Source organism: Ruegeria sp. AM2 (assembly GCF_056540685.1).
Genome location: NZ_JBQFXE010000002.1, coordinates 433,848 through 458,640, shown reverse-complemented (window position 1 = coordinate 458,640; position 24,793 = coordinate 433,848). Strand labels below are relative to the sequence as shown.

General features: G+C 58.4%; 29 protein-coding genes, 1 tRNA gene and 1 pseudogene. 17 read left to right on the top strand and 14 right to left on the bottom strand.

Going from position 1 to position 24,793, the window contains the following annotated elements; translation table 11 throughout:
- The first annotated feature begins 7 nt into the window (after positions 1 to 7).
- Positions 8 to 559, top strand: a complete 552-nt coding sequence (locus ACR0CR_RS07845) for a sugar O-acetyltransferase (protein WP_480598024.1) — start codon at positions 8 to 10, stop codon at positions 557 to 559.
- Here ACR0CR_RS07845 and ACR0CR_RS07840 read toward each other — a convergent pair whose 3' ends face one another.
- From ACR0CR_RS07840 to ACR0CR_RS07830, 3 genes are all read right to left on the bottom strand, one after another.
- Positions 560 to 2,368: an ABC-F family ATP-binding cassette domain-containing protein gene (locus ACR0CR_RS07840; RefSeq protein WP_480598023.1), complete on the bottom strand. Its 1,809-nt coding sequence runs from the start codon at positions 2,366 to 2,368 to the stop codon at positions 560 to 562.
- A gap of 41 nt (positions 2,369 to 2,409) precedes the next feature.
- The gene (locus tag ACR0CR_RS07835) at positions 2,410 to 3,144 is read right to left on the bottom strand and encodes a GNAT family N-acetyltransferase (protein WP_480598021.1); all 735 of its coding nucleotides are present in this window, start codon (positions 3,142 to 3,144) and stop codon (positions 2,410 to 2,412) included.
- A 99-nt stretch (positions 3,145 to 3,243) separates the two neighbouring features.
- Positions 3,244 to 3,720: an outer membrane protein assembly factor BamE gene (locus ACR0CR_RS07830; protein WP_480598020.1), complete on the bottom strand. Its 477-nt coding sequence runs from the start codon at positions 3,718 to 3,720 to the stop codon at positions 3,244 to 3,246.
- Positions 3,721 to 3,805: 85 nt separating this feature from the next.
- Here ACR0CR_RS07830 and ACR0CR_RS07825 point away from each other — a divergent pair, with 85 nt between their 5' ends.
- The 8 genes from ACR0CR_RS07825 to ACR0CR_RS07790 all read left to right on the top strand — a co-directional run bounded on the left by ACR0CR_RS07825 (position 3,806) and on the right by ACR0CR_RS07790 (position 9,157).
- Positions 3,806 to 4,342 carry a YceD family protein gene (locus tag ACR0CR_RS07825; protein ID WP_480598019.1) on the top strand — a complete coding sequence of 179 codons (537 nt, stop codon included), beginning with the start codon at positions 3,806 to 3,808 and terminating at the stop codon, positions 4,340 to 4,342.
- A gap of 206 nt (positions 4,343 to 4,548) precedes the next feature.
- Complete coding sequence (rpmF, locus tag ACR0CR_RS07820) at positions 4,549 to 4,755, top strand: 50S ribosomal protein L32 (protein ID WP_092361763.1); 207 nt, start codon at positions 4,549 to 4,551, stop codon at positions 4,753 to 4,755.
- Between the two features lie 24 nt (positions 4,756 to 4,779).
- Complete coding sequence (gene plsX / locus ACR0CR_RS07815) at positions 4,780 to 5,868, top strand: phosphate acyltransferase PlsX (protein WP_480598018.1); 1,089 nt, start codon at positions 4,780 to 4,782, stop codon at positions 5,866 to 5,868.
- A gap of 21 nt (positions 5,869 to 5,889) precedes the next feature.
- Positions 5,890 to 6,861 carry a beta-ketoacyl-ACP synthase III gene (locus ACR0CR_RS07810; RefSeq protein ID WP_480598017.1) on the top strand — a complete coding sequence of 324 codons (972 nt, stop codon included), beginning with the start codon at positions 5,890 to 5,892 and terminating at the stop codon, positions 6,859 to 6,861.
- 96 nt (positions 6,862 to 6,957) lie between these two features.
- The gene (ihfA, locus tag ACR0CR_RS07805; RefSeq protein WP_008755922.1) at positions 6,958 to 7,260 is read left to right on the top strand and encodes an integration host factor subunit alpha; all 303 of its coding nucleotides are present in this window, start codon (positions 6,958 to 6,960) and stop codon (positions 7,258 to 7,260) included.
- Positions 7,261 to 7,278: 18 nt separating this feature from the next.
- The gene (locus ACR0CR_RS07800; RefSeq protein ID WP_480598016.1) at positions 7,279 to 7,881 is read left to right on the top strand and encodes a MerR family transcriptional regulator; all 603 of its coding nucleotides are present in this window, start codon (positions 7,279 to 7,281) and stop codon (positions 7,879 to 7,881) included.
- A 61-nt stretch (positions 7,882 to 7,942) separates the two neighbouring features.
- A tRNA-Pro gene (locus ACR0CR_RS07795) sits at positions 7,943 to 8,019 on the top strand.
- 61 nt (positions 8,020 to 8,080) lie between these two features.
- Positions 8,081 to 9,157, top strand: coding sequence for a 2'-deoxycytidine 5'-triphosphate deaminase (locus ACR0CR_RS07790; protein ID WP_480598014.1), 1,077 nt, complete (start codon positions 8,081 to 8,083; stop codon positions 9,155 to 9,157).
- On the opposite strand, the gene ACR0CR_RS07785 is transcribed toward ACR0CR_RS07790, so the two are convergent.
- From ACR0CR_RS07785 to argS, 6 genes are all read right to left on the bottom strand, one after another.
- Entirely contained in the window at positions 9,154 to 9,387 is a 234-nt protein-coding gene (locus ACR0CR_RS07785; protein WP_480598012.1) for a hypothetical protein, read from the bottom strand. The two genes, ACR0CR_RS07790 and ACR0CR_RS07785, sit on opposite strands and share 4 nt — an antisense overlap.
- A gap of 64 nt (positions 9,388 to 9,451) precedes the next feature.
- The gene (gene scpB / locus ACR0CR_RS07780; RefSeq protein ID WP_480598011.1) at positions 9,452 to 10,096 is read right to left on the bottom strand and encodes an SMC-Scp complex subunit ScpB; all 645 of its coding nucleotides are present in this window, start codon (positions 10,094 to 10,096) and stop codon (positions 9,452 to 9,454) included.
- Positions 10,089 to 10,883, bottom strand: coding sequence for a segregation and condensation protein A (locus tag ACR0CR_RS07775; protein WP_480598010.1), 795 nt, complete (start codon positions 10,881 to 10,883; stop codon positions 10,089 to 10,091). The genes scpB and ACR0CR_RS07775 overlap by 8 nt, the downstream gene beginning before the upstream one ends.
- Positions 10,873 to 11,880: a beta-N-acetylhexosaminidase gene (nagZ, locus tag ACR0CR_RS07770; protein ID WP_480598009.1), complete on the bottom strand. Its 1,008-nt coding sequence runs from the start codon at positions 11,878 to 11,880 to the stop codon at positions 10,873 to 10,875. Before nagZ ends, ACR0CR_RS07775 begins: the two co-directional genes overlap by 11 nt.
- A complete protein-coding gene (locus tag ACR0CR_RS07765) occupies positions 11,877 to 12,941 on the bottom strand; it encodes an SPOR domain-containing protein (RefSeq protein WP_480598008.1) in 1,065 nt (354 codons plus the stop codon). The genes nagZ and ACR0CR_RS07765 overlap by 4 nt, the downstream gene beginning before the upstream one ends.
- 87 nt (positions 12,942 to 13,028) lie before the next feature.
- The gene (gene argS, locus ACR0CR_RS07760; protein ID WP_480598007.1) at positions 13,029 to 14,780 is read right to left on the bottom strand and encodes an arginine--tRNA ligase; all 1,752 of its coding nucleotides are present in this window, start codon (positions 14,778 to 14,780) and stop codon (positions 13,029 to 13,031) included.
- Positions 14,781 to 14,912: 132 nt separating this feature from the next.
- Between argS and ACR0CR_RS07755 the strand changes: the two genes are divergently transcribed.
- The gene (locus ACR0CR_RS07755) at positions 14,913 to 15,464 is read left to right on the top strand and encodes a putative pterin-binding protein (protein WP_480598006.1); all 552 of its coding nucleotides are present in this window, start codon (positions 14,913 to 14,915) and stop codon (positions 15,462 to 15,464) included.
- On the opposite strand, the gene ACR0CR_RS07750 is transcribed toward ACR0CR_RS07755, so the two are convergent.
- Positions 15,446 to 16,618, bottom strand: coding sequence for a deoxyguanosinetriphosphate triphosphohydrolase (locus ACR0CR_RS07750; RefSeq protein ID WP_480598005.1), 1,173 nt, complete (start codon positions 16,616 to 16,618; stop codon positions 15,446 to 15,448). The genes ACR0CR_RS07755 and ACR0CR_RS07750 overlap by 19 nt on opposite strands.
- A 76-nt stretch (positions 16,619 to 16,694) precedes the next feature.
- On the opposite strand from ACR0CR_RS07750, the gene ACR0CR_RS07745 reads away from it, so the two are divergent.
- A complete protein-coding gene (locus ACR0CR_RS07745; protein ID WP_480598004.1) occupies positions 16,695 to 17,018 on the top strand; it encodes a HesB/IscA family protein in 324 nt (107 codons plus the stop codon).
- Positions 17,019 to 17,298: 280 nt separating this feature from the next.
- Positions 17,299 to 18,078 (top strand): exodeoxyribonuclease III, encoded by a 780-nt coding sequence (gene xth / locus ACR0CR_RS07740; RefSeq protein ID WP_480598003.1) that lies wholly within the window; start codon positions 17,299 to 17,301, stop codon positions 18,076 to 18,078.
- A 4-nt stretch (positions 18,079 to 18,082) separates the two neighbouring features.
- On the opposite strand, the gene ACR0CR_RS07735 is transcribed toward xth, so the two are convergent.
- Both ACR0CR_RS07735 and dksA read right to left on the bottom strand, forming a co-directional pair.
- Positions 18,083 to 19,234 carry an FAD-dependent monooxygenase gene (locus ACR0CR_RS07735; RefSeq protein WP_480598002.1) on the bottom strand — a complete coding sequence of 384 codons (1,152 nt, stop codon included), beginning with the start codon at positions 19,232 to 19,234 and terminating at the stop codon, positions 18,083 to 18,085.
- 71 nt (positions 19,235 to 19,305) lie between these two features.
- Positions 19,306 to 19,728: an RNA polymerase-binding protein DksA gene (gene dksA / locus ACR0CR_RS07730; protein WP_170654634.1), complete on the bottom strand. Its 423-nt coding sequence runs from the start codon at positions 19,726 to 19,728 to the stop codon at positions 19,306 to 19,308.
- Positions 19,729 to 20,098: 370 nt separating this feature from the next.
- Here dksA and ACR0CR_RS07725 point away from each other — a divergent pair, with 370 nt between their 5' ends.
- The 5 genes from ACR0CR_RS07725 (at position 20,099) to ACR0CR_RS07705 (ending at position 24,246) form a co-directional block, all read left to right on the top strand.
- Complete coding sequence (locus ACR0CR_RS07725) at positions 20,099 to 20,944, top strand: AAA family ATPase (protein ID WP_480598001.1); 846 nt, start codon at positions 20,099 to 20,101, stop codon at positions 20,942 to 20,944.
- A gap of 186 nt (positions 20,945 to 21,130) precedes the next feature.
- Entirely contained in the window at positions 21,131 to 21,520 is a 390-nt protein-coding gene (locus tag ACR0CR_RS07720) for an N-acetyltransferase family protein (protein ID WP_480598244.1), read from the top strand.
- Positions 21,517 to 22,881, top strand: a complete 1,365-nt coding sequence (locus tag ACR0CR_RS07715) for a DUF2927 domain-containing protein (RefSeq protein ID WP_480598000.1) — start codon at positions 21,517 to 21,519, stop codon at positions 22,879 to 22,881. The genes ACR0CR_RS07720 and ACR0CR_RS07715 overlap by 4 nt, the downstream gene beginning before the upstream one ends.
- Positions 22,882 to 22,887: 6 nt before the next feature.
- Positions 22,888 to 23,058, top strand: coding sequence for a hypothetical protein (locus ACR0CR_RS07710; RefSeq protein ID WP_480597999.1), 171 nt, complete (start codon positions 22,888 to 22,890; stop codon positions 23,056 to 23,058).
- 3 nt (positions 23,059 to 23,061) lie between these two features.
- Positions 23,062 to 24,246, top strand: coding sequence for a vWA domain-containing protein (locus ACR0CR_RS07705; RefSeq protein ID WP_480597998.1), 1,185 nt, complete (start codon positions 23,062 to 23,064; stop codon positions 24,244 to 24,246).
- A gap of 21 nt (positions 24,247 to 24,267) precedes the next feature.
- On the opposite strand, the gene ACR0CR_RS07700 is transcribed toward ACR0CR_RS07705, so the two are convergent.
- Positions 24,268 to 24,489, bottom strand: coding sequence for a hypothetical protein (locus ACR0CR_RS07700; RefSeq protein WP_480598249.1), 222 nt, complete (start codon positions 24,487 to 24,489; stop codon positions 24,268 to 24,270).
- A gap of 3 nt (positions 24,490 to 24,492) precedes the next feature.
- Positions 24,493 to 24,732: pseudogene (locus ACR0CR_RS07695) on the bottom strand (GFA family protein); the annotation flags it as partial.
- Between the last annotated feature and the right edge of the window lie 61 nt (positions 24,733 to 24,793).

Sequence of the window (24,793 nt, the reverse complement as noted above, 5' to 3'; positions counted from 1 at the left end):
ATCTTGCATGACGGAACGGGACAAGATGGAAGCCGGGCAGTGGTATTGCTGTCTGGATGATGAGCTTGAGGCCCTGCGCACCACGGCGCGCCGGGCTGTTCATGCGCACAACACCTGTCATCCGGATGCCCGAGGGGCGCTGGCCCCGGAACTTGAAACCCTTTTCGGTTCAACCGGTGACGATTGTTTCCTCGAGGCCCCATTTCACTGCGCCTATGGCATCAATATCCACCTCGGCCATCGCGTCTTTTTCAACGCAGGCTGCGTGGTACTGGACACCGCACCAGTATACGTCGGAGACGATACGATGTTTGGCCCGAACGTTCAGATCTACTGCGCCCAGCATGCAAAAGACCCCGCTGAACGGGCGCAGGGGTTGGAAATCGCTCTGCCTGTGATCATTGGCCGGAACGTCTGGGTTGGCGGCGGCGCGATCATCATGCCCGGTGTCACTGTCCGAGATGACGCCATCATTGGTGCGGGAAGTGTCGTGACCAAGGATGTTTCTGCCGGGGAAACCGTGGTCGGGAATCCGGCGAAGCCTATCGGAAACGGCTAACTAGGCGCCCTCAGCCTTTTCTTCCAACGTCAGCCATTCTTCTTCCGCAGCCGAGAGCTTTTCTTGCCGCTCTACCAAAGCCTCGGTGGCTTTCTGAAATTTCACCGGCTCGCGCGTGAATAGCTCCGGATCGGACATCAGTTCCTCAAGCTTCCCAATCTCTGCTTCAAGGCGCGCGATTTCGGATGGCAGTTTCTCCAGCCGGTGTTTCTCTGAGAACGAGAGCCCGGATTTCGGCTGCGCCTCTTGCTTTACCTTCGGCTTGGATACCTTTGTTTTTTCGACCTTCTTCTCAAACACATCACCACGTTGCGCGATGTAGTCGGACCAGCCACCAGCATAGACGGTCGCGCGGCCAATGCCCTCCATGGCGATAGTCGTGGTGGCAACGCGATCCAAAAAGTCCCGGTCGTGGCTGACCAATAGGACCGTGCCGTCATAGTCATCCAACAGCTCCTGCAACAGGTCCAGCGTCTCGACATCCAGGTCGTTCGTCGGTTCGTCCAGCACCAGCAGGTTGGATGACTTCGCCATCAGTTTAGCCAGCAACAATCGGGCTTTTTCGCCACCCGACAAGGACTTAACGGCCGCTCTTGCTTGCCGCTCATCAAACAGAAATTCCTTGAGATACCCGACAACATGCTTCGGCTGTCCGCCGACCATCACCTGATCGGCCTTACCTGAAACCCGCATCTCGGGGTCACCGGTCAGGCTGTCCCAAAGGGTCATCTCGGGGTCCAACTGCGCGCGGGTTTGGTCGAACACCGCGATTTCGAGATTGGTGCCAAGCGAGACCGAACCCTCATCCGGCTGCTCCTGACCCAGCAACATTTTTAGCAGTGTTGTCTTGCCGACCCCGTTTGGTCCGACAAACGCCACCCGATCACCGCGCTGAACCAGAAGGTCAAAGTTGCGGACGATCCGTTGATCGCCAAAGGACTTGGATAGGCCCTTTGCTTCAATCACCTTGCGCCCGGATTTTGGCCCTGCCTCCAATGTCATTGCGGCCGAGCCCTGCCGTTTGATCTGCGCCGCCTTCTCGACCCGCAGCGCTTGCAAGGCCCGGACCCGGCCCTGATTGCGTTTGCGGCGGGCGCTGATGCCTTCAACCGCCCATTTGGCCTCGGATTTTATCAGCCGGTTCAGCTTGTGACGCTGCTGGTCCTCTTCATCCCAAACTTTGTCGCGCCATGCCTCGAACGCGTCAAAGCCCTGTTCTTGCCGCCGTACAGCGCCACGGTCGATCCACAGGGTTGCGCGAGTCAGGGCGCGCAAAAAGGCCCTGTCGTGCGAGATGAGGACGTAGGCCGTTCGGGTTGCACCAAGCTCACGTTCGAGCCACGCAATCGCCTCGATATCAAGATGGTTGGTCGGCTCGTCCAGCAGCATCAAATCTGGTGCTTCGGCCATCAGCTTGGCCAGTGCCGCGCGCCGCCTTTCCCCGCCCGAGGCCGTTTCAACCGGGCGCGAGGGATCAAACTTCAGCCCCTCTCCGGCACGTTCGACCTTGTACAATTCCCCCGGCTCCAAGCCACTGGACGCATAGTCGCCTAGAGTTGCAAAACCTTCCATCCCCGGGTCCTGCTCCATGTACCCAACGGATTTGCCAGGCGGGATGACAATGTCGCCCTGATCGGCCTCGACAAGCCCCGCCATCACTTTCATCAGGGTCGACTTGCCGGACCCGTTTCGCCCCACCAGCGCAACGCGGTCGCCCGGCTGAACCACCAGATCAAGGTCGGAAAACACCGGATCGCCCCCGAAAGTCAGGGAAATGCCGGACATCTGCAACAAAGGAATTCTCGCCATGCCCGCCAGCTAAACCGGCGGGCGCAGGGCGTCAACGGCGATTACCCGGCGACTGCCCGCAGCGCACGTTTGCGGGCTGGGGGAATCGCCCCAATCTCAAGCCCCGTAAAGACGTGCAGCGTGTTCATCTGACGATCCACCACCGCATGATCGCTGACCCAACCGCCCATCATCAGATATGTGCGCAGCAAAGGCGGCATCCGCAGCATCGCTTTCTTCACGTCCGGTCGCCGCCGCAGCCGGGCGGCAAATCGGAACACATCGGGCGCTTTGACCCGAGGCAGCCAGCGTTTCGGCCCCAGATGACGGTGCTTCAGCATGGCGAACGCATCCAGGTATTCTCCCGTCTCAGTTCCTGCAAACGAAGAGCATCCGAACAGCATCTGAACGTCATTCTGATCGACAAACCCGGTCATCGCACCCCAGGCGACCCGCAGAATGTCGGGATCACTCCAGTCCGGATGGATGCAAAAGCGGCCCATCTCGACCATGCGCCCGTCGAAATCGTTGAGTGTGGACAAATCGTAGAACTGCGCCGAATAACTGCGCCCAATGTCAGCCCCGCACTCCATCGTGAGCATGCGGAAACAGCAGACCAATTGCCCCTCGGCGCGCGTATCCTCGACTAGAATGTGGTCACAGGCCTTGTCGTATTCGTCCTGATCCATCTGCTTGGTGCCAAAGGCCAGCGTGCGCAGCCTTTGCGCCGCCGCTACGTCAGCGGGCGACTGCGCCTGTTTCGCACGGTATCGGCCCTTGCCAAGCAAAATTGCCATGGTCGCATCCTCCGCGATGGCTGACCCGGTTCATACTACGGGTTCAGTACCACAAAACGTGTGAACGTCCTGTGACCAAAACAAGTTCCGGAACAAATATTAGTTTGTCGCGCCTGGGATATTGGCTGGGTTGAAGTTGCCGATATTGCCCAGCAGCTGCCGCAGGAAGTTGTTGTCCTGCACGCTCGATTCCGTGACCCGCCGTTCCAGCGGGATCACGATGCCGTCTTCCAGCCCAAATCGTTCAATGTTGCGAACGACGCCGCGCTGATCGAAACTGATCGCCAACAGCTCACGCTCTACAACCTCGGGCTTTCTGGGGCCGTAATGGCGGATTCGCGAGCGAACGTAATAAAAGCCCGAATCTCTGACAACTCCGGCCGAGCTGGGCGCGCCGACGGTCTCGATCACACTGTCGCGCGTATCCACGCCGACCTTGATTTCGGCCAGCTCTTCGGCCGGAGGGATATAGCCGTGGTTTTTGAATACCGGTGAGCACGCAGCGGCAACCGCCAAACAAACCGCAAAAACAAGCGGCCTGGATGCCGAAATCAACCTGTTCCCAACCATCAACATTCACACCCTCTTGCCTTGGACCCTTACGGGCCCTATCCGCTTACATCAAACCGCTGCCCCGGTTCAACACAGGAAAGGGTCACGAATGAGCAACCAGACAGCCTTGCGGGTGGCCGACCTGCCACAGAACGCGCCAACACCGTTCGAACTGCGCCCGGACGCAAAGGCGTTGGACGCGATTAAGGACGATCTGGCGCTGCTCGGCCTGAGAAAGCTCAGCTTTGTCGGAGACGTGCAGGCGCAGGGTAAACGAGACTGGGTGCTGACGGGTAAATTAGGCGCAACGGTGATTCAGCCTTGCGTGGTGACGCTGGAACCGGTGACGACCCGCATCGATGTGCCGGTAACAAGGGCCTATCTGTCTGATTGGACCGATCCTGACGAAGAGGAATTCGAGATTCCGGAAGGCGACGAATCCGAACCGCTCGGTGCCGAGATTGACCCGTTCGTAGTGATGGTCGAGGCCTTGTCGCTCGCCCTGCCCCAATACCCGCGCAAGGATGGGGCGGAACTGGAACAGGCGGACTATACCGAACCAGGCAAACAGGCGATGACGGATGAGGACGCAAAGCCATTCGCTGGGCTGGCTGGCCTGCGCGACGCGCTGAAAAAAGACGAGTGACAGGGGGCGGATTTCCTGTCATAGCACGCCCTCAGAAAAATCGCTTGAACATGTCGAGAATCGCAGTATTTTCGCGCGCTCATCGGAATTTGGGTTGGACATTGCGGGGCTCGTGGCCTAAACGCGCGTCAAACCACGAGAAAACGAAGAATGTAACCCGGTCTGCAGCGAATCTGCAGCCCCTTTAATAGACAAAGGTTGAGACCATGGCTGTCCAACAGAACAAAGTTTCCAAGTCGCGCCGCAACAACCGCCGCGCGCACGACGCTCTGGTTGCTGCAAACCCGAACGAATGCGCAAACTGCGGTGAGCTGAAGCGCCCGCACCACGTCTGCGCGGCCTGCGGCCATTATGACGACCGTGAAGTCGTTGCTCAGGCCGACGAAATCGACCTGGACGAAGACGCGGCCTAAGCGTTTCGAAGCGCAGGCAAAGGCATGACGGAACAGCCCTCGCAAGCCGGACGGATCACCATCTCGGTTGACGCTATGGGCGGAGATTCGGGGCCCGCAGCTGTTGTGGCGGGCATTGCCAAATCGGCGGACAAAAACCCCGATATCGGGTTTGTCCTGCACGGGCCTGAAGAGATGTTGCGCAAACTTGTCGCCAAACGGCGTGTCCTGAACGGGCGCGTCGTTTTTCGTGATTGCCCCGACGTGGTCACGATGGAGGACAAGCCCAGCCAGGTTGTGCGCCACGGCAAGCAGACCTCGATGTGGTCGACGCTGGAATCGGTGCGCGCGGGCGAAGCTCATGGCGCCGTTTCCTGCGGTAACACCGGCGCGCTTATGGCTTTGTCGATGATGCGTCTGCGCAAGCTGCCGGGTGTGAACCGCCCGGCTATTGCGATTCTGTGGCCATCGCGCAACCCGCAGGGCTTCAATGTGATGCTGGATGTTGGCGCAGATGTGCGCGCCGATGCCAAAGACCTGCTGCAATACGCGCTGATGGGCGCATCCTATGCCCGCAACGGCATGGCCTTAGAGCGTCCCCGGATCGGATTGTTGAACGTAGGCACCGAAGAACACAAAGGGCGCGCCGAACTCAAGGAAGCGCATACGCTGATTTCCGAATTCGCAGATCAGGCAAGCTTTGACTTTGTGGGCTTTGTCGAGGGCAGCGATATCCCCGGCGACAAAGCAGATGTCATTGTAACCGATGGGTTTACCGGCAACGTTGCAATTAAGACCGGCGAAGGCACCGCCAGCCTGATCGGCGACCTGCTGCGCGAGGCGTTCAAATATTCACCTCTGTCTCGGCTGGCGTCGATCCTTGCGATCACGTCGTTGAACCGCCTGAAAAAGCGGATCGATCCGCGCCGTGTGAATGGCGGGGTTTTCCTGGGCCTGAACGGAACCGTCGTCAAATCACATGGCGGCGCGGATTCGACGGGTGTTTCGGCGGCGGTCAAACTGGCCTTTACGCTGGCGCAATCCGGTTTCGCCGAAAAATTGGCCGCACGGGTTGCATCAACAGCCGAGCTTGCACAAGATGCCGCGCATGCACCGCCGACGGCGGGAGAATAACAAAAAAGGCAGTACCCTAAAATGGCAGGCCGTTCAGTTGTAGTTGGTGTCGGACATTATTTGCCGGAGCGCATCGTTCCGAATGCAGAGTTTGAAAAGACGCTCGACACATCGGATGAGTGGATCAAGACCCGATCCGGGATTGAGCGTCGCCATTTTGCCGCCGAAGGTGAAACCACGTCAGATATGGCCACCAATGCCGCTCAGGCCGCATTGGCCGATGCAGGGTTAACGGCGGATGATATCGACGCCATCATTCTGGCCACCTCAACTGCCGACCTCACGTTCCCCTCCGCCGCGACCATGGTGCAGTCGCGCCTGGGTATGACCAAGGGTTTTGCCTTTGACGTTCAGGCCGTCTGCGCCGGATTCGTCTACGCGCTTACCAACGCAAACGCGCTGATCCTGTCCGATCAGACCAAGCGCGTACTGGTGATCGGGGCCGAGACGTTTTCGCGAATCATGGATTGGACCGACCGGTCCACCTGCGTGCTGTTCGGCGATGGCGCAGGGGCACTGATTCTGGAGCGGCAAGAAGGCGAAGGATCGTCGGATGATCGCGGTATCCTGGCAACCGACCTGAACTCGGACGGGCGGTACAAGGATTTGCTGTATGTCGATGGAGGCGTTTCGACCCAGACCACCGGGTTTCTTCGAATGAAAGGCAATCAGTTGTTCCGTCAAGCGGTCGAGCGTCTGACTTCTACTGCTGAAACCTGCCTGCAAAAAGTCGGGCTAAAGCACGAAGATGTAGACTGGATTGTACCACATCAGGCCAATATCCGTATCATTCAGGGCACGGCCAAGAAGCTGGGCGTGCCTATGGATCATGTGGTCGTAACCCTTCAGGACCATGGCAACACTTCGGCCGCTTCGATTCCCTTGGCCATGTCCATTGCCAAACAGCGGGGCCAGTTCAAAAAGGGCGATCTGTTGGTGACCGAAGCAATCGGCGGTGGATTGGCTTGGGGGTCAGTCCTCCTGCGGTGGTAGCAAGCGCAAATCAGCTTACACACCCACGCGCAATTCATTGATATTGACAGCGAATTTGCCCTGCCCCTATGCTTTGACAGCAACAGGGGAATTGGCATGGGCGACAAAACACTGACCCGAATGGATCTGAGCGAGGCCGTCTTTCGTGAGGTTGGCCTTTCACGCAACGAAAGCGCGCAGCTGGTTGAAAGCGTGCTGAACCATATGTCTGACGCATTGGTGCGTGGCGAACAGGTTAAGATTTCATCTTTCGGAACATTCAGTGTTCGAGACAAGACCGCTCGGATCGGGCGCAATCCCAAAACCGGTGAGGAAGTGCCTATTCAGCCCCGCCGCGTTCTGACCTTTCGCCCGTCGCACCTGATGAAGGATCGCGTCGCTGCAGGGAACCGTAAATAAAATCAGGACGGCAGGATTATGAGCAAATCCCCAGACGCCTTTCGCACAATCAGTGAGGTTGCGGATTGGCTTGGCGTTCAGGCACATGTTCTGCGGTTTTGGGAAAGTCGCTTCAATCAGGTCAAACCCGTCAAACGCGCGGGCGGTCGGCGGTACTATCGGCCGACCGACATGCGCCTTTTGGGCGGCATCAAAAGACTGCTGCACGAAGACGGAACAACGATCAAAGGCGTTCAACGCATTCTGCGCGAAAAAGGGGTGGCCTATGTCGCCTCGTTGTCACCGCCATTGGACGAAGCGATTGACCCGCCGACGGACGATGCAGTGGTCGTTCCCTTCTCGGCCCAACCTGCATCCCCACAAACCGCGCGTCAGATTGATCTGAACCTGGATGAGCCGACGCCTGCGAAACCGAAAGCGGCCAAACATGCCGAGGGTCCGGCGGGCGCTGGCGGCTCGCCTGAACCCGGGCATCTGGACGAAGCCCCGTTGCTGGGTGGGATTGCAACACAAGCCTGGAGCAGGACCGATTTTGACGACGATCTGCTGCGCCGGATTGCACCCGTCGCCCGCGACCTGCGTGCGGTTCTGAATCGAATCGAAACCCGGTCGGTGGGATAAGTCAAAAGGCGATGATTTCCTCTTGCCCCTGCCGGGAAAGTCTTTATGAACACTCCAACGTCGGGCTATGGCGCAGCCTGGTAGCGCGTCCGTCTGGGGGACGGAAGGTCGCAGGTTCGAGTCCTGCTAGCCCGACCAAATCACACCGACGTTTACGGCAGACAGGCCAGATCCCGCTCTGGCATCAGAGGGGATCGGAATGACAGGCGTATGCCCGAACCAGCAGATCGAAGGCATGATTGCTCGCGGTGAGATCACCGGCACGCCGGACATTTTGCCCACGCAAATCCAACCGGCTAGCCTTGATCTTCGTTTGGGAACAGCGGCTTACCGCGTCCGCGCCTCGTTCCTGGCTGGTGAAGGGCAATCCGTGGCCGACCGCCTGACCGAGTTTGAGATGCACCGTATCGATATCTCGGACGGCGCGGTTTTGGAAAAGGGCTGCGTCTATCTGGTGCCGCTGATGGAGTCACTGGCCCTACCCCGTGATGTAACAGCCGTTGCCAACGCCAAAAGCTCAACCGGGCGGCTCGACCTTTTGACCCGAACCATCACTGATGGCGGAACCGAATTTGACCGTGTGCCGGCGGGCTATGCCGGTCCGCTTTATGCCGAGATTTGTCCGCGTTCATTCTCGGTTCTGGTGCGACCTGGAATGCGTCTGAACCAAATCCGCTTCCGTCAGGGCCAAGCCGTACTGAGCGATGCTGAGCTAACGGCGCTGCACACTGACTCACCCTTGGTGGATGGCCCGGCCGTTATTCAGGACGGGCTGGGCTTTTCTGTCGACCTGCAACTGCCCGACAGCGATCTGGTTGGGTATCGTGCCAAACCACATACCGGCGTCATAGACCTCGATCGGATCGGTGAATACGACCCGCAGGAATACTGGGAAGAGGTGCGGACCAAAGATGGCCGCATCATCCTCGACCCGGGCGCGTTCTACATTCTGGTCAGCCGAGAGGCGGTGCATATCCCGCCGATGTATGCTGCCGAAATGGCCCCTTATCTGGCGATGGTCGGTGAATTCAGGGTGCATTATGCCGGTTTCTTCGACCCCGGTTTCGGTCACGCCGCTGCCGGGGGCGCGGGCTCTCGTGGTGTTCTGGAAGTCCGCTGCCACGAGGCGCCATTTGTTCTGGAACACGGGCAGGTTGTCGGGCGCTTGGTGTACGAGAAGATGGCCGAAATGCCGACGCAGCTATATGGCGCGGGCATTGCGTCAAATTATCAGGGACAGGGGTTGAAACTGTCCAAGCATTTCAAGGCTGTTTAAAACTTCATAAAGCGGCGCATCTGACGGCTCATCCGCTGCGCCTGTTTCATATTCTGCTTCTGACGCTGGGCATCTTTCTGCATATGACGCCCCGCTTCGTGGTCGCCCGAACGGTCACTCGAATTGCGCCCCATCCGGCTGGCCACATCAAAGCCTTTGTCCACGCCCTTGTTGACAAGGCGACGCATGACCTGGCGTACAATCATATCGATCAATCGATTGGCATTCATTGCTCGTCTCCGTTCCCTGATCCTCAATCTAGGTGTTCCCTGTGGCCACAAAAGGGCCGCGCGATCACTCTTCCTCGAACAGCTCGGTTTGATCCTCGTCTTCGTCCTGCCCTTCACCCAGCGGCACAGCCCCTGGCGGCGGTCGATTTTCCAACAAGCCCGCCGAACGCAGTTCCTTGAGGCCGGGCAGATCCCGCGCGTTTTCTAGCCCAAAGTGATCCAAAAACTCGGGCGTCACGACAAACGTGACCGGTCGACCCGGCGTCATACGGCGACGGCCCAGCCGAATCCATTCCATTTCCAGCAACTGATCGATGGTGCCGCGAGAGACCGAGACGCCCCGGATTTCCTCGATCTCGGCCCGGGTGCACGGCTGGTGATAGGCCACGATGGCAAGCGTTTCGATTGCGGCGCGGCTGAGTTTGCGCGTCTCAACCGTCTCTTTCTGCATCAGAAATCCAAGATCCGGTGCGGTTCGGATCGCCCAAGCCTCGCCCACGCGTACTACGCGCACTCCGCGCCCTTCATAGCGCCGCTGGAGCATCTCGACAGCCTGCGCCGCATCGCTGCCATGAGGCATCCGCGCCTCAAGGTCGGCAATCGACACAGGCTCGGCGCTGGCAAATAGAACAGCCTCGACCATCCTTTCCTGCTCGGCCATGGGTGGCGCTTCGAACAGGGTGCCGGTCTCTTCGGGGGCCTCAGTCACGTGTGTCGGTCCTTTTGCGCAGATGGATCGGGGCAAAAGTCTCGCTCTGCTTGATCTCCATATGTCCTTCTTTCACCAGTTCCAGCGAGGCTGCAAAGGTCGCAGCCGTCGCGGAACGCCGCCGGACCGGATCAGCGTCCCAACCTTGCGGCAGATAGGTCTCCATATCCGTCCAGGTGCCCGCAAACCCGATCAGAGGGCGCATTCGTTCCAGCGCCTGTTCCATCGTGAACACAGCATCGCGGTCCATGACAAACGGACGGAATTCATCGCGCGTGCGAATGCGGGCATAACCCTGCATCAAATCCAGTAGCGTTGCAGAATAAGTCACAGTACGGATGCGGGTGACGTCCTCACCCTGCCCGCGTTTAAAAAAGTCGCGACCCAGCTGATCCCGCGCCATCAGACGCGCCGCAACGTCGCGCATGGCCTGAAGGCGCTCCAATTGGAAAGCCAGATGCGCGGCCAGTTCCTCGCCCGACGGCCCTTCGTCATCCGGGTCAGGCGGCAGTAGTAAACGCGATTTGAGGAAGGCCAGCCAAGCGGCCATGACCAGATAGTCGGCGGCAAGCTCGATCCGCAATTGCCGCGCCTTCTCAACAAAGGTCAGATATTGCTGCGCCAGCGCCAGAACCGAGATTTTACGCAGATCGACCTTTTGCGTCCGCGACAGGGTCAGCAACACGTCCAACGGGCCCTCGAACCCGTCGACATCAACGATCAGGGCTTCGGCCGCAAGCCGATCCGCAACCGAGACCGGTTCTTCGCTGAAAAGGTTATCCTGCATACACCTGTCCGCCCATTAGGCGAGATAGTTCCGCCTCGGCAGCCTGGATGTCAAGTTCCTGCGGGGCTTTGCGCATCGCCAGCGCACGATCCGCGCGGGTCTGCGCCTGTTGCGACATCTCTCCGGCGGCTTCCAGCACACGTTTGCGGGCCTCAAAGGTTCCGTTGCAGTGCAGGATCACATCGCATCCCGCGCCCAAAGCCTGGCGGGCGATGTCTTCGGGCGCTCCGCTCAGCGCCTTCATCGAGATATCGTCGGTCATGATCAGACCATCAAAACCGATCTTGTCGCGGATAAGGCCAATCATCGTGCCCGAGATCGTTGCTGGTTGCGGGTCAATCTGATCGTAAACCAGATGTGCCGTCATCCCCATCGGCAAGTCGTTCAATGCACGAAACGGGGCAAAATCGGCGTGTTCCAATTCAGCATGCGTCAGCTCGACATGCGGCAGGTCGTGATGGCTGTCCAAGGTGGAAAGACCGTGCCCCGGCATATGTTTGACGACGGGCAAGACACCACCATCCAGATGCCCTTGGGCAACTGCCCGACCAATCCGAGAAACCTGATCTGCGTCAGACGCATAGCAGCGGTTCTTAAGAAAGACGTGAGTATCTTGTCGCGCCAGATCAACCATGGGTGCACAATTGCTGTCGATGCCCAGTTCGAACAACTCATTTGCGATCAGGCGGTAGCGCAAGTACATGGCGCGTTCCGCCTGTTCCCCTGCGCGCATAACATGATCCAGAGGCGGCAACCATTCGCGCGCAATCGGCGTGCGCAGACGCTGCACGCGTCCACCTTCCTGATCGATCGTAATTGGACAATTGCGCCCGACCGCCTCGCGGAAATCATCACACAGGGCGCGAACCTGATCGGCGGATTCGACATTGCGGGCAAACAGTATGAACCCAAACGGGTCCATATCGCGAAACAGGCTTTTCTCGTCTGACGTCAGGCGCAGGCCTTCGGCATCGGTGATCGCCGCCCCAAACGTCACCGCACGGCAACCGGGATACAGTCGGCACCTTGCGCAACCAGGGCGGCGCAGAACTGGCGGGAATCGCTCAGGTCATCGAATCCCAAGACGCGCAACCGGTAGAATGTACGCCCACCGCTTGAGGTTTTCTGTATAACCCTCTGCTTTCCTTTCATATAGTCTCCAAAACGCCCACTCAGACGATCCCATTCGGCACGCGCAATATCAGAGCTCTCGTAGGCTCCCAACTGTGCAAGCCGCGTCCCTTTCGACAGTGTCTCGGGCGCGACATCCAGACCGACCGAGGCCTTAACCGCCGCATTGATCGCGCTTTCGGTCGCACTATTTGACGCAAGTCCGCTGGGTGTGGCACGCGCAGGCCGGGTCGGTGGACGCAACGAGCGTCGAACGCCCGGCAAAGCGGCCAGTTCCGGGTCGGGTAATAGTGCTGCCAGATCAGCCGGATCAATCGCCGGTTCTTCTTCGGGCCTCGTCAACGCTGCGACTTGAACGCCGGGCGCGTCCGGTGTGTCTGACTTGGCGGCTTCACCCGCCAATTCAGCAACCAGAGCGTCAACAACGCTCTGACGCAATTTCGCGGCCTCTTGCGAGGTGATCTCTTCTTCGACCTTGTGCACAGCCGGGGTGGGTTTCAACGGCGCGACCGGCGTGTCTTCGTCGGTCAATGAAACCGGACGCGGCGCCAGGATCAGACGATCCGCCGGAGGCGCGGCCGATCCGACCGCGGCAACAGTGTTGACCGCCAGACCCTGATGATCCGCAGGTGTTCCGCCCGGGCTTTCGGGTTGAATGCGCATCGGCCCCTCGATGGCACGCACCACCGGGACACCGCTGACATCGCGCATCACCAGCTTGTAGCCCCAAACGCCAATTCCCGCGACCAGAGCAAGCGACGCAACGGCGCCCAGCGCATTCAAAATACGCCCCAGCCCAGCCCCGCGCGGAGCTTCATCATACCCATGCATGTCATCGGAATAGTCATACCCATCCTGAGGATCGGGTTGATTCGTGTAATGCATCTGCTCGGGACGCATTTGCCCCGAGTAATCGTAACGTGCCATGTCCGCCTCACCGCCCGTTTCGCGCCTAAAAAGTGGCGCGCGGGTCATTTCTTGCCTACCTCGTACCGGCGGTTCGGGCGATGTTGGTCACCGCATCTCCTGCGCCGGGGTAACGCCAAGAATACCCAAGCCCGCTGAAATCACAACAGAAACGGACCGAGCCAGAGCAATTTTTGACTGACTTGTGGCAACATCGCCATCCTGGATGAAGCGCAACTGGGTTTCGTCATTGCCCTTGTTCCACAGGGCGTGGAAATCCCCTGCTAGTTCATACAGATAGAAAGCGACCCTGTGCGGCTCATTGGTGCGCGCGGCGATTTCGACCAAACGGGGCCATTCAGCCAGCTTTTTGGCGACAACCAGTTCGGTCGGATGGTCGATCTTGCTCAGATCGGCACCGCCGAGCGTTGTGTCATCCGCGACAATCCCGGCCTCAGCGGCGCGGCGCAGGACACTCATGACCCGAGCATGCGCGTATTGCACGTAGAACACGGGGTTCTCGCGGCTCTGCTCCAGAACCTTGTCAAAGTCAAAGTCCAGCGGCGCATCGTTGCGGCGTGTCAACATGACAAACCGGGTGACATCTGGCCCAACACGATCCAGCACATCGCGCAAGGTGATGAACGTGCCGGCCCGCTTGGACATTTTGAACGGCTCACCGTTTTTGAACAGCTTCACCAGCTGGCACAGCTTGATGTCAAAACTCACACGATGTTGATGATCCAGAGCGGCGACAATCGCCTTCATCCGTTTGACATATCCACCGTGATCGGCCCCAAACACGTCAATGATCACGTCAAAGCCGCGCTTCACCTTGTCGTAGTGATAGGCCAGATCGGGCGCGAAATAGGTCCAACCTCCGTCCGACTTCTGCACCGGGCGATCCACGTCGTCACCGTACTCGGTCGCCTTGAACAGCATCTGTTCACGCGGCTCCCAATCTTCAGGCGGCGCCTTACCTTTCGGCGGTTCAAGCACGCCGCGATAGACCAATCCCATTTCCTTAAGCTCAGCGAGCGTCTTTTCGATCTTGCCGCTGTCATAGTAAGACCGCTCGGACGTCCAGACATCCATTTCAACACCGAGAACCGCCAGATCCTCGCGGATTTGCTTCATCATCTCGGCGATGGTGAAATCCCGGAAGGGAACCAGCCATTCGCTCTCCGGCTTATCGACCATACTGTCGCCGAACTGGTCCTTCAGCGCCTCGCCCACAGCAACAAGGTAGTCGCCGGGATACAGGCCTTCTTTCACCTCGAACTCCAAGCCATTGGCTTCCAGGTACCGCTCGTAAGCGGACCGGGCCAGCACATCCACCTGCGCGCCACCGTCATTGACCCAGTATTCGCGCGTCACGTCATAGCCTGCGAATTGCAGCAACCCGGCCAGCGCATCGCCGAACACCGCGCCCCGGCAATGTCCGACATGGAGTGGTCCCGTTGGGTTTGCCGATACAAATTCGACATTCGCCGTTTTCCACGCACCCATGTCAGAACGCCCAAACGTATCACCTTTGGCCAGAACGCTGCCAATCAGGTTTTGCCAGACCGACGAGGCAATCCGCAGGTTCAGGAATCCGGGCCCGGCCACCTCGGCGGTCACGATCCGATCATCATCCGCCAGTTTGCCAGCCAAAGCCTCGGCGATGTCGCGCGGCTTTGCCCCGGCCGGTTTCGCCAGCACCATTGCAGCGTTGGTTGCCATATCGCCATGCGCGGCGTCGCGCGGAGGCTCAACCGCCACGTTGTCAAAGCTCAGCCCCTGCGGCAGCGTACCTTCGGATTGCATCTGCGCCAGCGCGTCCAGTACAAGGCCGCGGATCTCGGAAAACAGGTTCATTTCGGATGTCCTTATGCTTGCCGCGCGGTTTATCACGCAAGGCGACAAGGTCAATGGAAGCGATCAGTTTCCGCTTGGATTAGCGGTGTACGCCGCTAGTGTCAGCGGTATGCCCGAAACGGAGATCAACCGATGCGTATTGCCCTGCCCCTGAGCCTGCTTTTGGCCACAGCCCTTCCCGCGACCGCCGAGATGCCCGCGCCCAACGGTCATGTGCTTCTTACGCTTGGCGGAGCGGTATCTGAAACCAACCTCCCCGCGCGGGGAGAAAACGATGGCGGGCTTCTGGGCTTTCTCGAAGTCACTCACGAAGGTGCCGCCGGGTTTGATGCCGGGATGCTGAACGGACTAGCGCAGATGGAAATCACTATTCTGTATGGGCCAGAGGATCATCAACGAGAGATTACCTTTCGCGGACCGTTGCTGTCGGACGTCATGACGATGGCTGGAGCCGAAGGTAAATCCGCAAAGCCAATGGCGATGGACGGGTATCAGGCAGAAATCTCGTGGCAAAGCATCACTGTCCACAAGCCAATCCTTGCCACGCATGCCAATGGTGCCCCGATGGGTATCGGAGGGTATGGACCGACGATGATCGTATTCCCGCCAACCGACGACGCAGACCTGGCCCAGACGCAGTCCGGTCAGCAGGTCTGGGCGTTGGCCTACATCGCGGTGGAGTGACGGCTGAGTAAAGGCGATCCGGTCAGCCGCGCATGGTCCTGCAAGGCGAAGCGATCGGTCATACCCGAAATATAGTCGGACACAATCCGCGCGAGGGCCGTTTCATCAACCGCCGCTTCGATATCGGCGTGCCACCGTGTGGGCATGTGTTTGGGCTCTGCAAGATAGATCGGAAACAAGTCCTCAACCACTTTGCCAACCTCAGCACGTACCTTCATCACGGCTGGCGCGCGATACATCCGTTTGAACAGGAATGCGCGAATTTCCTGAAGCTGCGCCCACAAGGTGTCCGAGAAGCGAACCACCGGATAGCCGAGCGCCCGGATGTCTTCGACAGTCTGCGCCCCGGACGCGCTGATCAATCTACGAGATGTCTCGATCACGTCGGACACCATGACGCCAAAAACGCGGCGCAAAGCCTCATGCCTGCGACGGTACGCATCAAGCCCGGGATACTTTCGGTCCACTTCGTCATAGCTCGCACCGACAATGGGCAATTGCTGAATTTCGTCATCTGTGAACAACCCGGCCCGCAACCCGTCCAGCAAATCATGGTTGTTATACGCCACATCATCCGAGAGTGCTGCCACCTGTGCCTCAGCCCCTGCATGAGTATGCAATTCCAGGTCAAACCCGTCATTGCATTCGGCCAGGGCCCACGGCAACTCGCCTGTGACTGGCCCATTATGCTTGGCGATCCCCTCTAGGCATTCCCAAGTCAGATTGCAGCCGTCAAACGCGGCGTAGTGCCGTTCAAGCCGCGTCACGATCCGAATGGCCTGCGCATTGTGGTCGAAGCCGCCGTAAGGTTTCATAAGCTCATGCAGAGCGTCCTCACCCGTGTGACCGAACGGCGTATGCCCAAGGTCATGGGCCAAAGCGACTGCTTCGGTCAGTTCCGGGTTTAATCCTAGAGCGCCGGCAATCGTTCGTGCCACCTGAGCCACTTCGATGGAATGGGTCAGTCGGGTGCGATAGCTATCCCCTTCATGCTCAACAAAAACCTGGGTTTTGTGCTTGAGCCGCCGAAACGCGCTGGCGTGAATGATCCGATCCCGATCCCGCTGAAAGCATGACCGAAAACTGCTCTCTTCCTCCGGCACCAGACGTCCCCTGGTGCGACTGGGATCCGAGGCAAAACCCACTTTCTCCAAAGGTCTTGTCCTTGTCGCCTGTCCTTGGGTTTTCTATATGGTAGTGTGGTAAGGAAATAAACCTTTGGAGCCCGGCATGAATCTGCCCCCAAAAGTCACAGAACGCGCCTTTGAACGCCTGGCCGAAATCGGCGCCGCGGATCAGGGCCAGGCCCTGCGCGTCGCGGTGGAAGGCGGCGGATGTTCCGGTTTTCAATACGAAATTGCACTGGACGCCCCAACCGAAGACGATCTGGTTCTTGAAGGCAAGGGCGAGAAAGTCGTGGTCGACTCGATCTCGCTGCCCTTTCTGGAAAACGCGGTTATTGACTTCACACAGGAGTTGATCGGCGCGCGGTTTGTCATCGATAACCCCAATGCCACGTCCTCCTGCGGCTGCGGAACGTCCTTTTCTATGTAGAGCCAGTGGGGGCTTTGCCCCCACACCCCCAGGATATTTATGGCCAGATGAAGACCGGATCCGCTCTCCGACCATTGTGCCGGAGAGCTTCACCTGGCGCGGCCATCGGCGTCCCCGCCTGTACCGCTCAATCTTGATCGCCCTATATGATCAAGATTCCGTTTCTTCATCTGGCTAAAAATATCCCGGAGCGCGAGGCAGAGCCTCGCATCCCAGCTATCCTTCTTGCTGCTGGGTCCAATCTGGGCGATAGGTTGCCAGAGGCACCGGAGGATCGCGCATGAAAATCGCCACGTTCAACATCAATGGCATCAAAGCGCGGGCCGAGGCCCTTCCCCGGTGGTTGGATGACGCGCAACCTGACGTCGTGTTGTTGCAGGAGATTAAATCCATCGACGAAAACTTTCCGCGAGAATTGTTCGAGGACCGCGGCTACAACGTCGAGACACACGGGCAAAAGAGTTTCAACGGGGTTGCCATTTTGTCCAAACTCCCCTTGGAAGACGTCTCGCGCGGCTTGCCAGGTGATGAAAGCGACGAACAAGCCCGATGGATTGAGGCCACGGTGATCGGCAAGCAGTCCGTGCGGATTTGTGGTCTTTATCTGCCCAACGGGAACCCTGTGCCGGGTCCAAAATACGACTATAAGTTGGCGTGGATGGAAAGGTTGTATGACCGCGCCAAGGCGCTTATCGCGTCAGAAGAACCGGCGTTGATGGCAGGTGACTACAACATCATTCCTCAAGCAGAAGACGCGGCGCGCCCGGATGCTTGGCGAGAGGATGCTTTGTTTCGCCCCGAAAGCAGGGCCGCGTTTCGTAAAATCCTGAACCTCGGCTTCACCGAGGCATTTCGGGCGCGGACGCAGGGTCCTGGTCACTATTCCTTCTGGGACTATCAGGCAGGCGCGTGGAACCGGAACGATGGAATTCGCATCGACCATTTCCTGCTGACCCCGCAAGCGGCAGATCTGATGCGGGATTGTCGGATCGACGCGGAAACACGTGGGCATGAAAAGCCGTCAGATCATGTTCCGGTTTGGATCGACCTCGACCTGTAGCGTGCTAGGCCGTCGCGTCGTAACTGTAGATCCATTCGTATTTCTGAGCGAGGCGGCCACCAGCAACCATCAGCGCAAACTGAGCCGCCAGACGCACCGGTCCGCGCAAATGAAAATTTCGCGCGTTTGCTTCGGCGGCGGCAACAACCTTTCTCGCACGTGTCGCCCGGTGGGCTTCATAGGATGCCAGCGCCTTTGCCACGCCCGACTGATCCTGGAACGATCGGATCAACACACAGGCGTCCTCCAAGGCAAGACACGCACCTTGCGCCATGAACGGCAAGGTTGGGTGAGCTGCATCGCCCAACAACGCGATCCGTCCGTTTTGCCAGTTTTGCGCAACAGGCCGAAGGAATAGTGCCCAGAGGTGAGTTTCGTTCACTTGCGCTAGAACATCTTGTAACGGACCGCCAAAGTCGGCAAACCGGGCACGCATATCGTCGGGATCACCTTTCAGGCGCCAGCCTTCTTCACACCAATCCGAACGCTCTTCAATGGCAACCACATTGAGGATGCTTTGATCGCGAAGCGGATAGGTTACGACGTGGCGACCCGGCCCCATCGTCAGGGACGCGCGCGGCGTGTCTTCCCGTTGCGACCAGGGCACGGTCGCACGCCAAGCGACTTGATGGGTGAATTTCGGGGACTCGTCTCCGTTAAGGATCGGGCGAATTGCGCTGCGCCCACCATCCGCGGCGATAACACAATCTGCGCGCAAGAGGTCGCCATTTTCCAAAATCAATTCCGCCTCGGCGGGGTGCTTCCGCACGCGCTTCGTTCGCGCGTTCAGCCGAATATCCACTCCAGCGCGCGCAGCGGCTTGCTGCAGCAAGTCCAGCAGGTCTGCCCTGTGGTAGTAATATGTCGGCCCCGCGACTGGCCCGGGAAGATGGCTGATGACCCGCCCCTCACGATAGTCACGCAGAGTTGTTCCATGAGACAGCTGACCCCTTTCGGGGCGTTCACCAGCAACGCCAAGCGCGCGCAGAACTTTCATGCCGTTTTCGCTGATCTGCAAACCTGCGCCCACTTCGGTCAAGGCAGTGGCCTGCTCTAAAACTGTGACCTGTGCGCCGTGTTTTCGCAAAGCAAGGGCTGACGCCAACCCGCCTATTCCGCCGCCGATAACACAGAATTTCAGACCGTTAATTTTCATGGCACCGGCTTAGAAGCAAAAACGCCGAGGCAACAGGCCCCGGCGTCAAAGAATTTCAAAAGTTTCAGCGATCAATCGTCGCGGTGGACCTTTTCGCGACGTTCGTGGCGTTCCTGCGCCTCAAGCGTCATGGTTGCGATCGGACGTGCGTCGAGGCGTTTCAGCGAAATCGGATCACCGGTTGCTTCGCAATAGCCGTATTCGCCCTCGTCAATCCGACGCAGGGCCGAGTCGATCTTGGCCACGAGCTTGCGCTGGCGGTCACGGGTGCGCAGCTCCAACGCGCGGTCGGTTTCTTCGCTTGCGCGGTCTGCAACGTCCGGAATGTTACGGGTGTTGTCCTGCAGCCCTTCGATCGTGTCGCGGCTGCCTGCCAAAAGTTCGGTCTTCCAATCCAACAGCTTGCGACGAAAATATTCCAGCTGCCTGTCATTCATAAACGGTTCGTCTTCGGCTGGACGATAGTCTTCCGGCAGAAATACTTCCTGCTTCATTTTTGCTCCCTCGGTGTGGCCTGCAACGCCGAGTGCATCTTTTTCACCAGACATGAGGCATTCCCTTCTGCGGAGCGTTTAGCTGACGGCGCGGGGATTGTCACTATGCAAACGTCGCGCGCCTGTTGCGTCATCATGTGATGTCTAAATATGAGACACCTAATAACAAAACCTTGTTTTTCTGTGAAAATTGACAGGCCTTTTTGCGGCACAACCTAAAATGTCGCACCCCATGTTAGCGCCCGAATCAACCAAAGGCATTGGAGTTGCTTCTCAATCTCGCGTCAGGCGACGTTGCGGCCTGTCTTGTAAAATTCTCTGCCCCTCTGTAACCGGAAGAACACACGCCGCGACAGGAGAAGAAGGGCCGATGACCGCACGATTCCAAAGCACAGCAGAATATGTTGCCACAGAGGACCTGACTATCGCGGTGAACGCCGCCGTGACGCTGGAGCGGCCTTTGCTGGTCAAGGGCGAACCCGGAACCGGTAAAACCGAGTTGGCCAAACAGGTGGCCGGTGCCTTGGGTCTGACTATGATCGAGTGGAACGTAAAGTCGACCACGCGCGCGCAACAGGGGCTTTACGAATACGACGCGGTCAGTCGTCTGCGGGACAGCCAGTTGGGTGACGAACGTGTGCACGACGTGTCAAATTACATCAAAAAAGGCAAGTTGTGGCAGGCATTTGAAGCCAACGAAAAGGTCGTTCTGTTGATTGATGAGATCGACAAAGCAGACATCGAGTTTCCGAACGATCTGCTGCAAGAACTCGATAAGATGGAGTTCCACGTCTATGAGACCGGCGAGACGATAAAGGCCAAGAATCGCCCCATCGTGATCATCACGTCGAACAACGAAAAGGAACTGCCCGACGCCTTCCTGCGCCGCTGTTTCTTCCACTACATCCGGTTCCCGGACGAGATGACCATGCGCCGCATCGTCGAGGTTCATCACCCCGGTATCAAAGACGCGTTGCTGACCACCGCGCTGACCCAATTCTACGAAATCCGCGAGACGCAGGGCCTGAAGAAAAAGCCATCGACTTCGGAAGTGCTGGATTGGTTGAAATTGTTGCTGGCCGAGGATCTGACGTCCGAGGATCTAAAACGCGATGGTGCCAACGCTCTGCCCAAGTTGCATGGTGCCCTGCTGAAGAACGAGCAGGATGTGCATCTGTTCGAACGGCTTGCCTTTATGGCGCGCAGTAAGCGCTAATCCGCCATATTTTGTTGACCAATCCGTGATCTCGGCTTGCGTTAGCGCAGGTCGGGTGTCAGCATTGTTTCCAACAAGGCCACACTCAGGCCGCAATTCGCAAAAAGTTCAGAGCAGGACCCGAATTTGCCAGATGCCCCGCTGATCCGCCCGCTGCGAGCCGAAGACCGCGCAGAATGGTCCGAGATGTGGCACGACTATTTGGCATTTTATGAGACCACGGTGCCTGACGAAATCTATGAAAGCACGTTTGCGCGCCTGCTCGGCGATGACCCAAACGACTTTTCCTGTTTCGTGGCCGAGGCCAACGGGCAGTTGCTGGGCCTGACCCACTATCTGTTTCACCGCCACGCCTGGAAAGTTGAAAGCGTTTGCTACCTGCAAGACCTGTTCGCCCGACCCGAAGCCCGCGGCACCGGTGTCGGGCGCGCGCTGATTCAAGCCGTCTATGGCGAAGCCGACCGGCAAGGCGCCCCGTCCGTCTATTGGCTGACACAGGATTTCAACCACACGGCCCGGAAGCTCTATGACCGGATCGGAAAGCTGACACCCTTTATCAGGTATCAGCGACCATGATGCGTCTGGCTGCATTTCTTCTGCTGGTCTTTGTGTCCGCATGTTCGACAGTCGGAACGATCGAGTTGCCGACCCGCATAAAGGTTGTCGAAGCCTCGTTGCCGCCCAGCAAGTCCTTTGGGTTGGCGCGACCCAGCCCACCTGCGCGGTCGAACAAGAATATTGCATCCGACTTTCTGGCGTTGCATTTCGCGCTGGAAAGCGGTGCCCCCCTGCCCGTTTTCACCCGCTTCGAAGGTCCCATCACCGTTCGGCTGACTGGCACGCCGCCGCCGTCGATGCAGACCGATCTGACACGCCTTCTGACCCGGCTGCAGCGCGAAGCCCGGATCGATATTCGCCAGATTTCCGACGGTCAGGCCAACATCACGATCGAAGCGGTTAGCCAAAAGCAGATCCGTCGCATCTTGCCGCAAGCGGCCTGTTTCGTGGTCCCCAATGCCTCTAGCCTCGAAGAATACCGCCGCGACCGACGCAAGCGCAAAAGCAACTGGACCGCGTTACAAAGCCGCGAGCAGATCGGGATATTCATTCCCTACGATGTCAGCCCGCAAGAGGTGCGCGATTGTCTGCATGAAGAACTGGCCCAGGCGTTGGGGCCGTTGAACGACCTGTATCACTTGCCGGACTCTGTCTTTAACGATGACAACTTCCATACAGTTTTGACCGGGTTTGACATGCTGATCCTGCGCACCGCCTATGCGCCAGAGTTGCGCAATGGCATGACCAAGGACCAAGTCGCAGCCGTGGTGCCCGGTGTGCTCAGGCGTCTGAACCCACGCGGCGAATCCCTACCCGTTCAACCTATTTCTGAAACGCCACGAGAATGGATCAACGCGATCCAAAGATCCATCGGAGGCGCGGGACCCTCACCGCGACGTATCAAGGCGTTGCAAGAGGCCGCGCGCATTGGGCAGCAGCAGGGCTGGACCGATCACCGCCGCGCCTACCCACACTTCTTGCTGGGGCGTATGACGCATTTTGACGACCCGGTGGCGGCGCAACAGCAGTACATGATTGCGCTGAGTTTCCTCAATTCGACACCGGGCACCGAGGTTCACCGGGCACATGTGACCGCGCAGACAGCGGCGTTTGCGCTGGCAAGTGGCCGCGGACAGGAAGTGCTGCCTGAATTGAACAAAGCAATCGACGCCATGACCCGCGCAGAAAACGCTGCGCAACTGGCAACTTTGCTATTGTTGAAGTCCGAGGTTTTGCGTCAATCCGGGCGGATCAGTCAGGCACGCGCCGTCAGGCTGGACAGCATCGGATGGGCGCGCTACGGCTTTGGCTCGGATCTGGTGGTGCGGTCGGTCACGCAAAGCGTGGCACAGGCGACCACCGTCAATGCAGGTGGATAAAGACGCATGTTAGTTGTTTTGGGAATGGCTGTCCTGGGTGCCATCCTGGGTGCCCTGACCGCACGCAAACGCAATGGCAGCGGTGCGGATATTGCCCAATTCGCGGCTGGCTACGGCATCGCCTTTGCGCTTGTCGGGCTTTTACTGTCGCTCATCCTTGTGCGTCTGGTGGTGTAAACGATGTTTCTGCCCTTTTTCGAAAACCTCCGCAAAGCCGGCATCCCCGTATCGCTGCGCGAATACCTGACCTTTCTGGAAGGAATGAAAAAGGGTCTTGCGACCTATGATGTCGAGGCATTCTACTACCTCGCACGTGTTTCGATGGTGAAAGACGAACGCAACATCGACAAGTTCGACCGCGCCTTTGCCGCCAGCTTTAAGGGCCTGGAAGAGATCAGCTTTGATCAAGTGCTTGAAGCCGTCGACATTCCCGCCGAGTGGCTTGAGAAAATGGCCGAAAAGCACCTGTCTGCGGAAGAAAAAGCCGAAATCGAAGCGCTTGGCGGGTTCGACAAGCTGATGGAGACATTGCAAGAGCGCCTCAAGGATCAGCAGGGCCGCCATCAGGGTGGAAACAAGTGGATCGGCACCGCGGGAACGTCTCCGTTCGGGGCTTATGGCTACAACCCCGAGGGCGTGCGCATAGGTCAGAAGGAAAGCCGCCATCAGCGCGCAGTCAAGGTCTGGGACAAGCGTGAATTCAAGAACTTGGACGACACAGTTGAATTGGGTACGCGCAACATCAAAGTCGCTTTGAAACGCCTGCGCCGCTGGGCACGCGAGGGTGCGGCAGACGAGCTTGATCTGGATGGTACAATCCGTGCAACGGCCGAACATGGCTATCTGGACGTAAAGACCCGCCCCGAGCGTCACAACGCGGTAAAAGTGCTGTTGTTTTTGGACGTGGGCGGATCAATGGACCCGCATATTAAGGTGGTCGAAGAATTGTTCTCGGCCGCGCGGACCGAGTTCAAACATCTGGAATATTACTACTTCCACAATTGCCTCTATGAAGGTGTCTGGCGCGACAATGCCCGCCGCTGGGATCAGCAAACCCCGACGCACGAGGTCCTGCGCACTTATGGCCCCGACTATAAATGCATCTTCGTGGGCGATGCATCCATGAGCCCCTATGAAGTGGCCTATCCCGGCGGGGCCAATGAGCACTGGAATCAGGAGGCCGGACAGGTCTGGCTGCAACGCGCGCGGGATCAGTGGGCGTCAAACCTTTGGATTAACCCGGTGCCCGAAAAATACTGGAGCTACACTCATTCGATCGGCATGATCCGCGAGATTTTCGAGGATCGTATGGTGCCGATGACTCTGGCTGGGCTCGAACATGGCATGAAGGAACTAACACGCTGAACCAGCGGGCCATTTAGACCCCTAACCGTTTTCCAATGCCCGCGCTGGAAGCGTAAGCACCCGGGTCAGGGGCATCGTCAGGCCAAGATAGGTTGACACCGCGCCCGAGTATTTCGGAACATCATCCAACTGATCCTCGACGCGTGTGCCGTAGTAGATATCACAGTCGACCGGCGGCAGCGTGATCTGTGGTGCTGTGCGTGCCGGAACAACCGAAAGCGCGCCGAACAGATAAGCGATCATCGGGTCTCCGCAGGCACTGCAAAGGCCACGCGATAAGGGCGATGGTTTTTTAGTGTAAATCCACTTGATTTTCGACGGATCAGCGGGCCGTGCCTGCCCTCGGCGCAGCAGCAAAGCATCCGCAAACGGGGCCTGATAGACGGATTGGCATTTCGTGCAGTGGCAGCGAAAGCGCACCCGGGGCGCGGCTGTAACGATCACTTTGGTCTGACCGCATGTGCAAGAGGTTTGGATCTGATTCATGACGCAGGTTAAGCACGCAGCTTGCGCCCGGTCAACGCACCCTCACGGGCTCTTGCGCAGC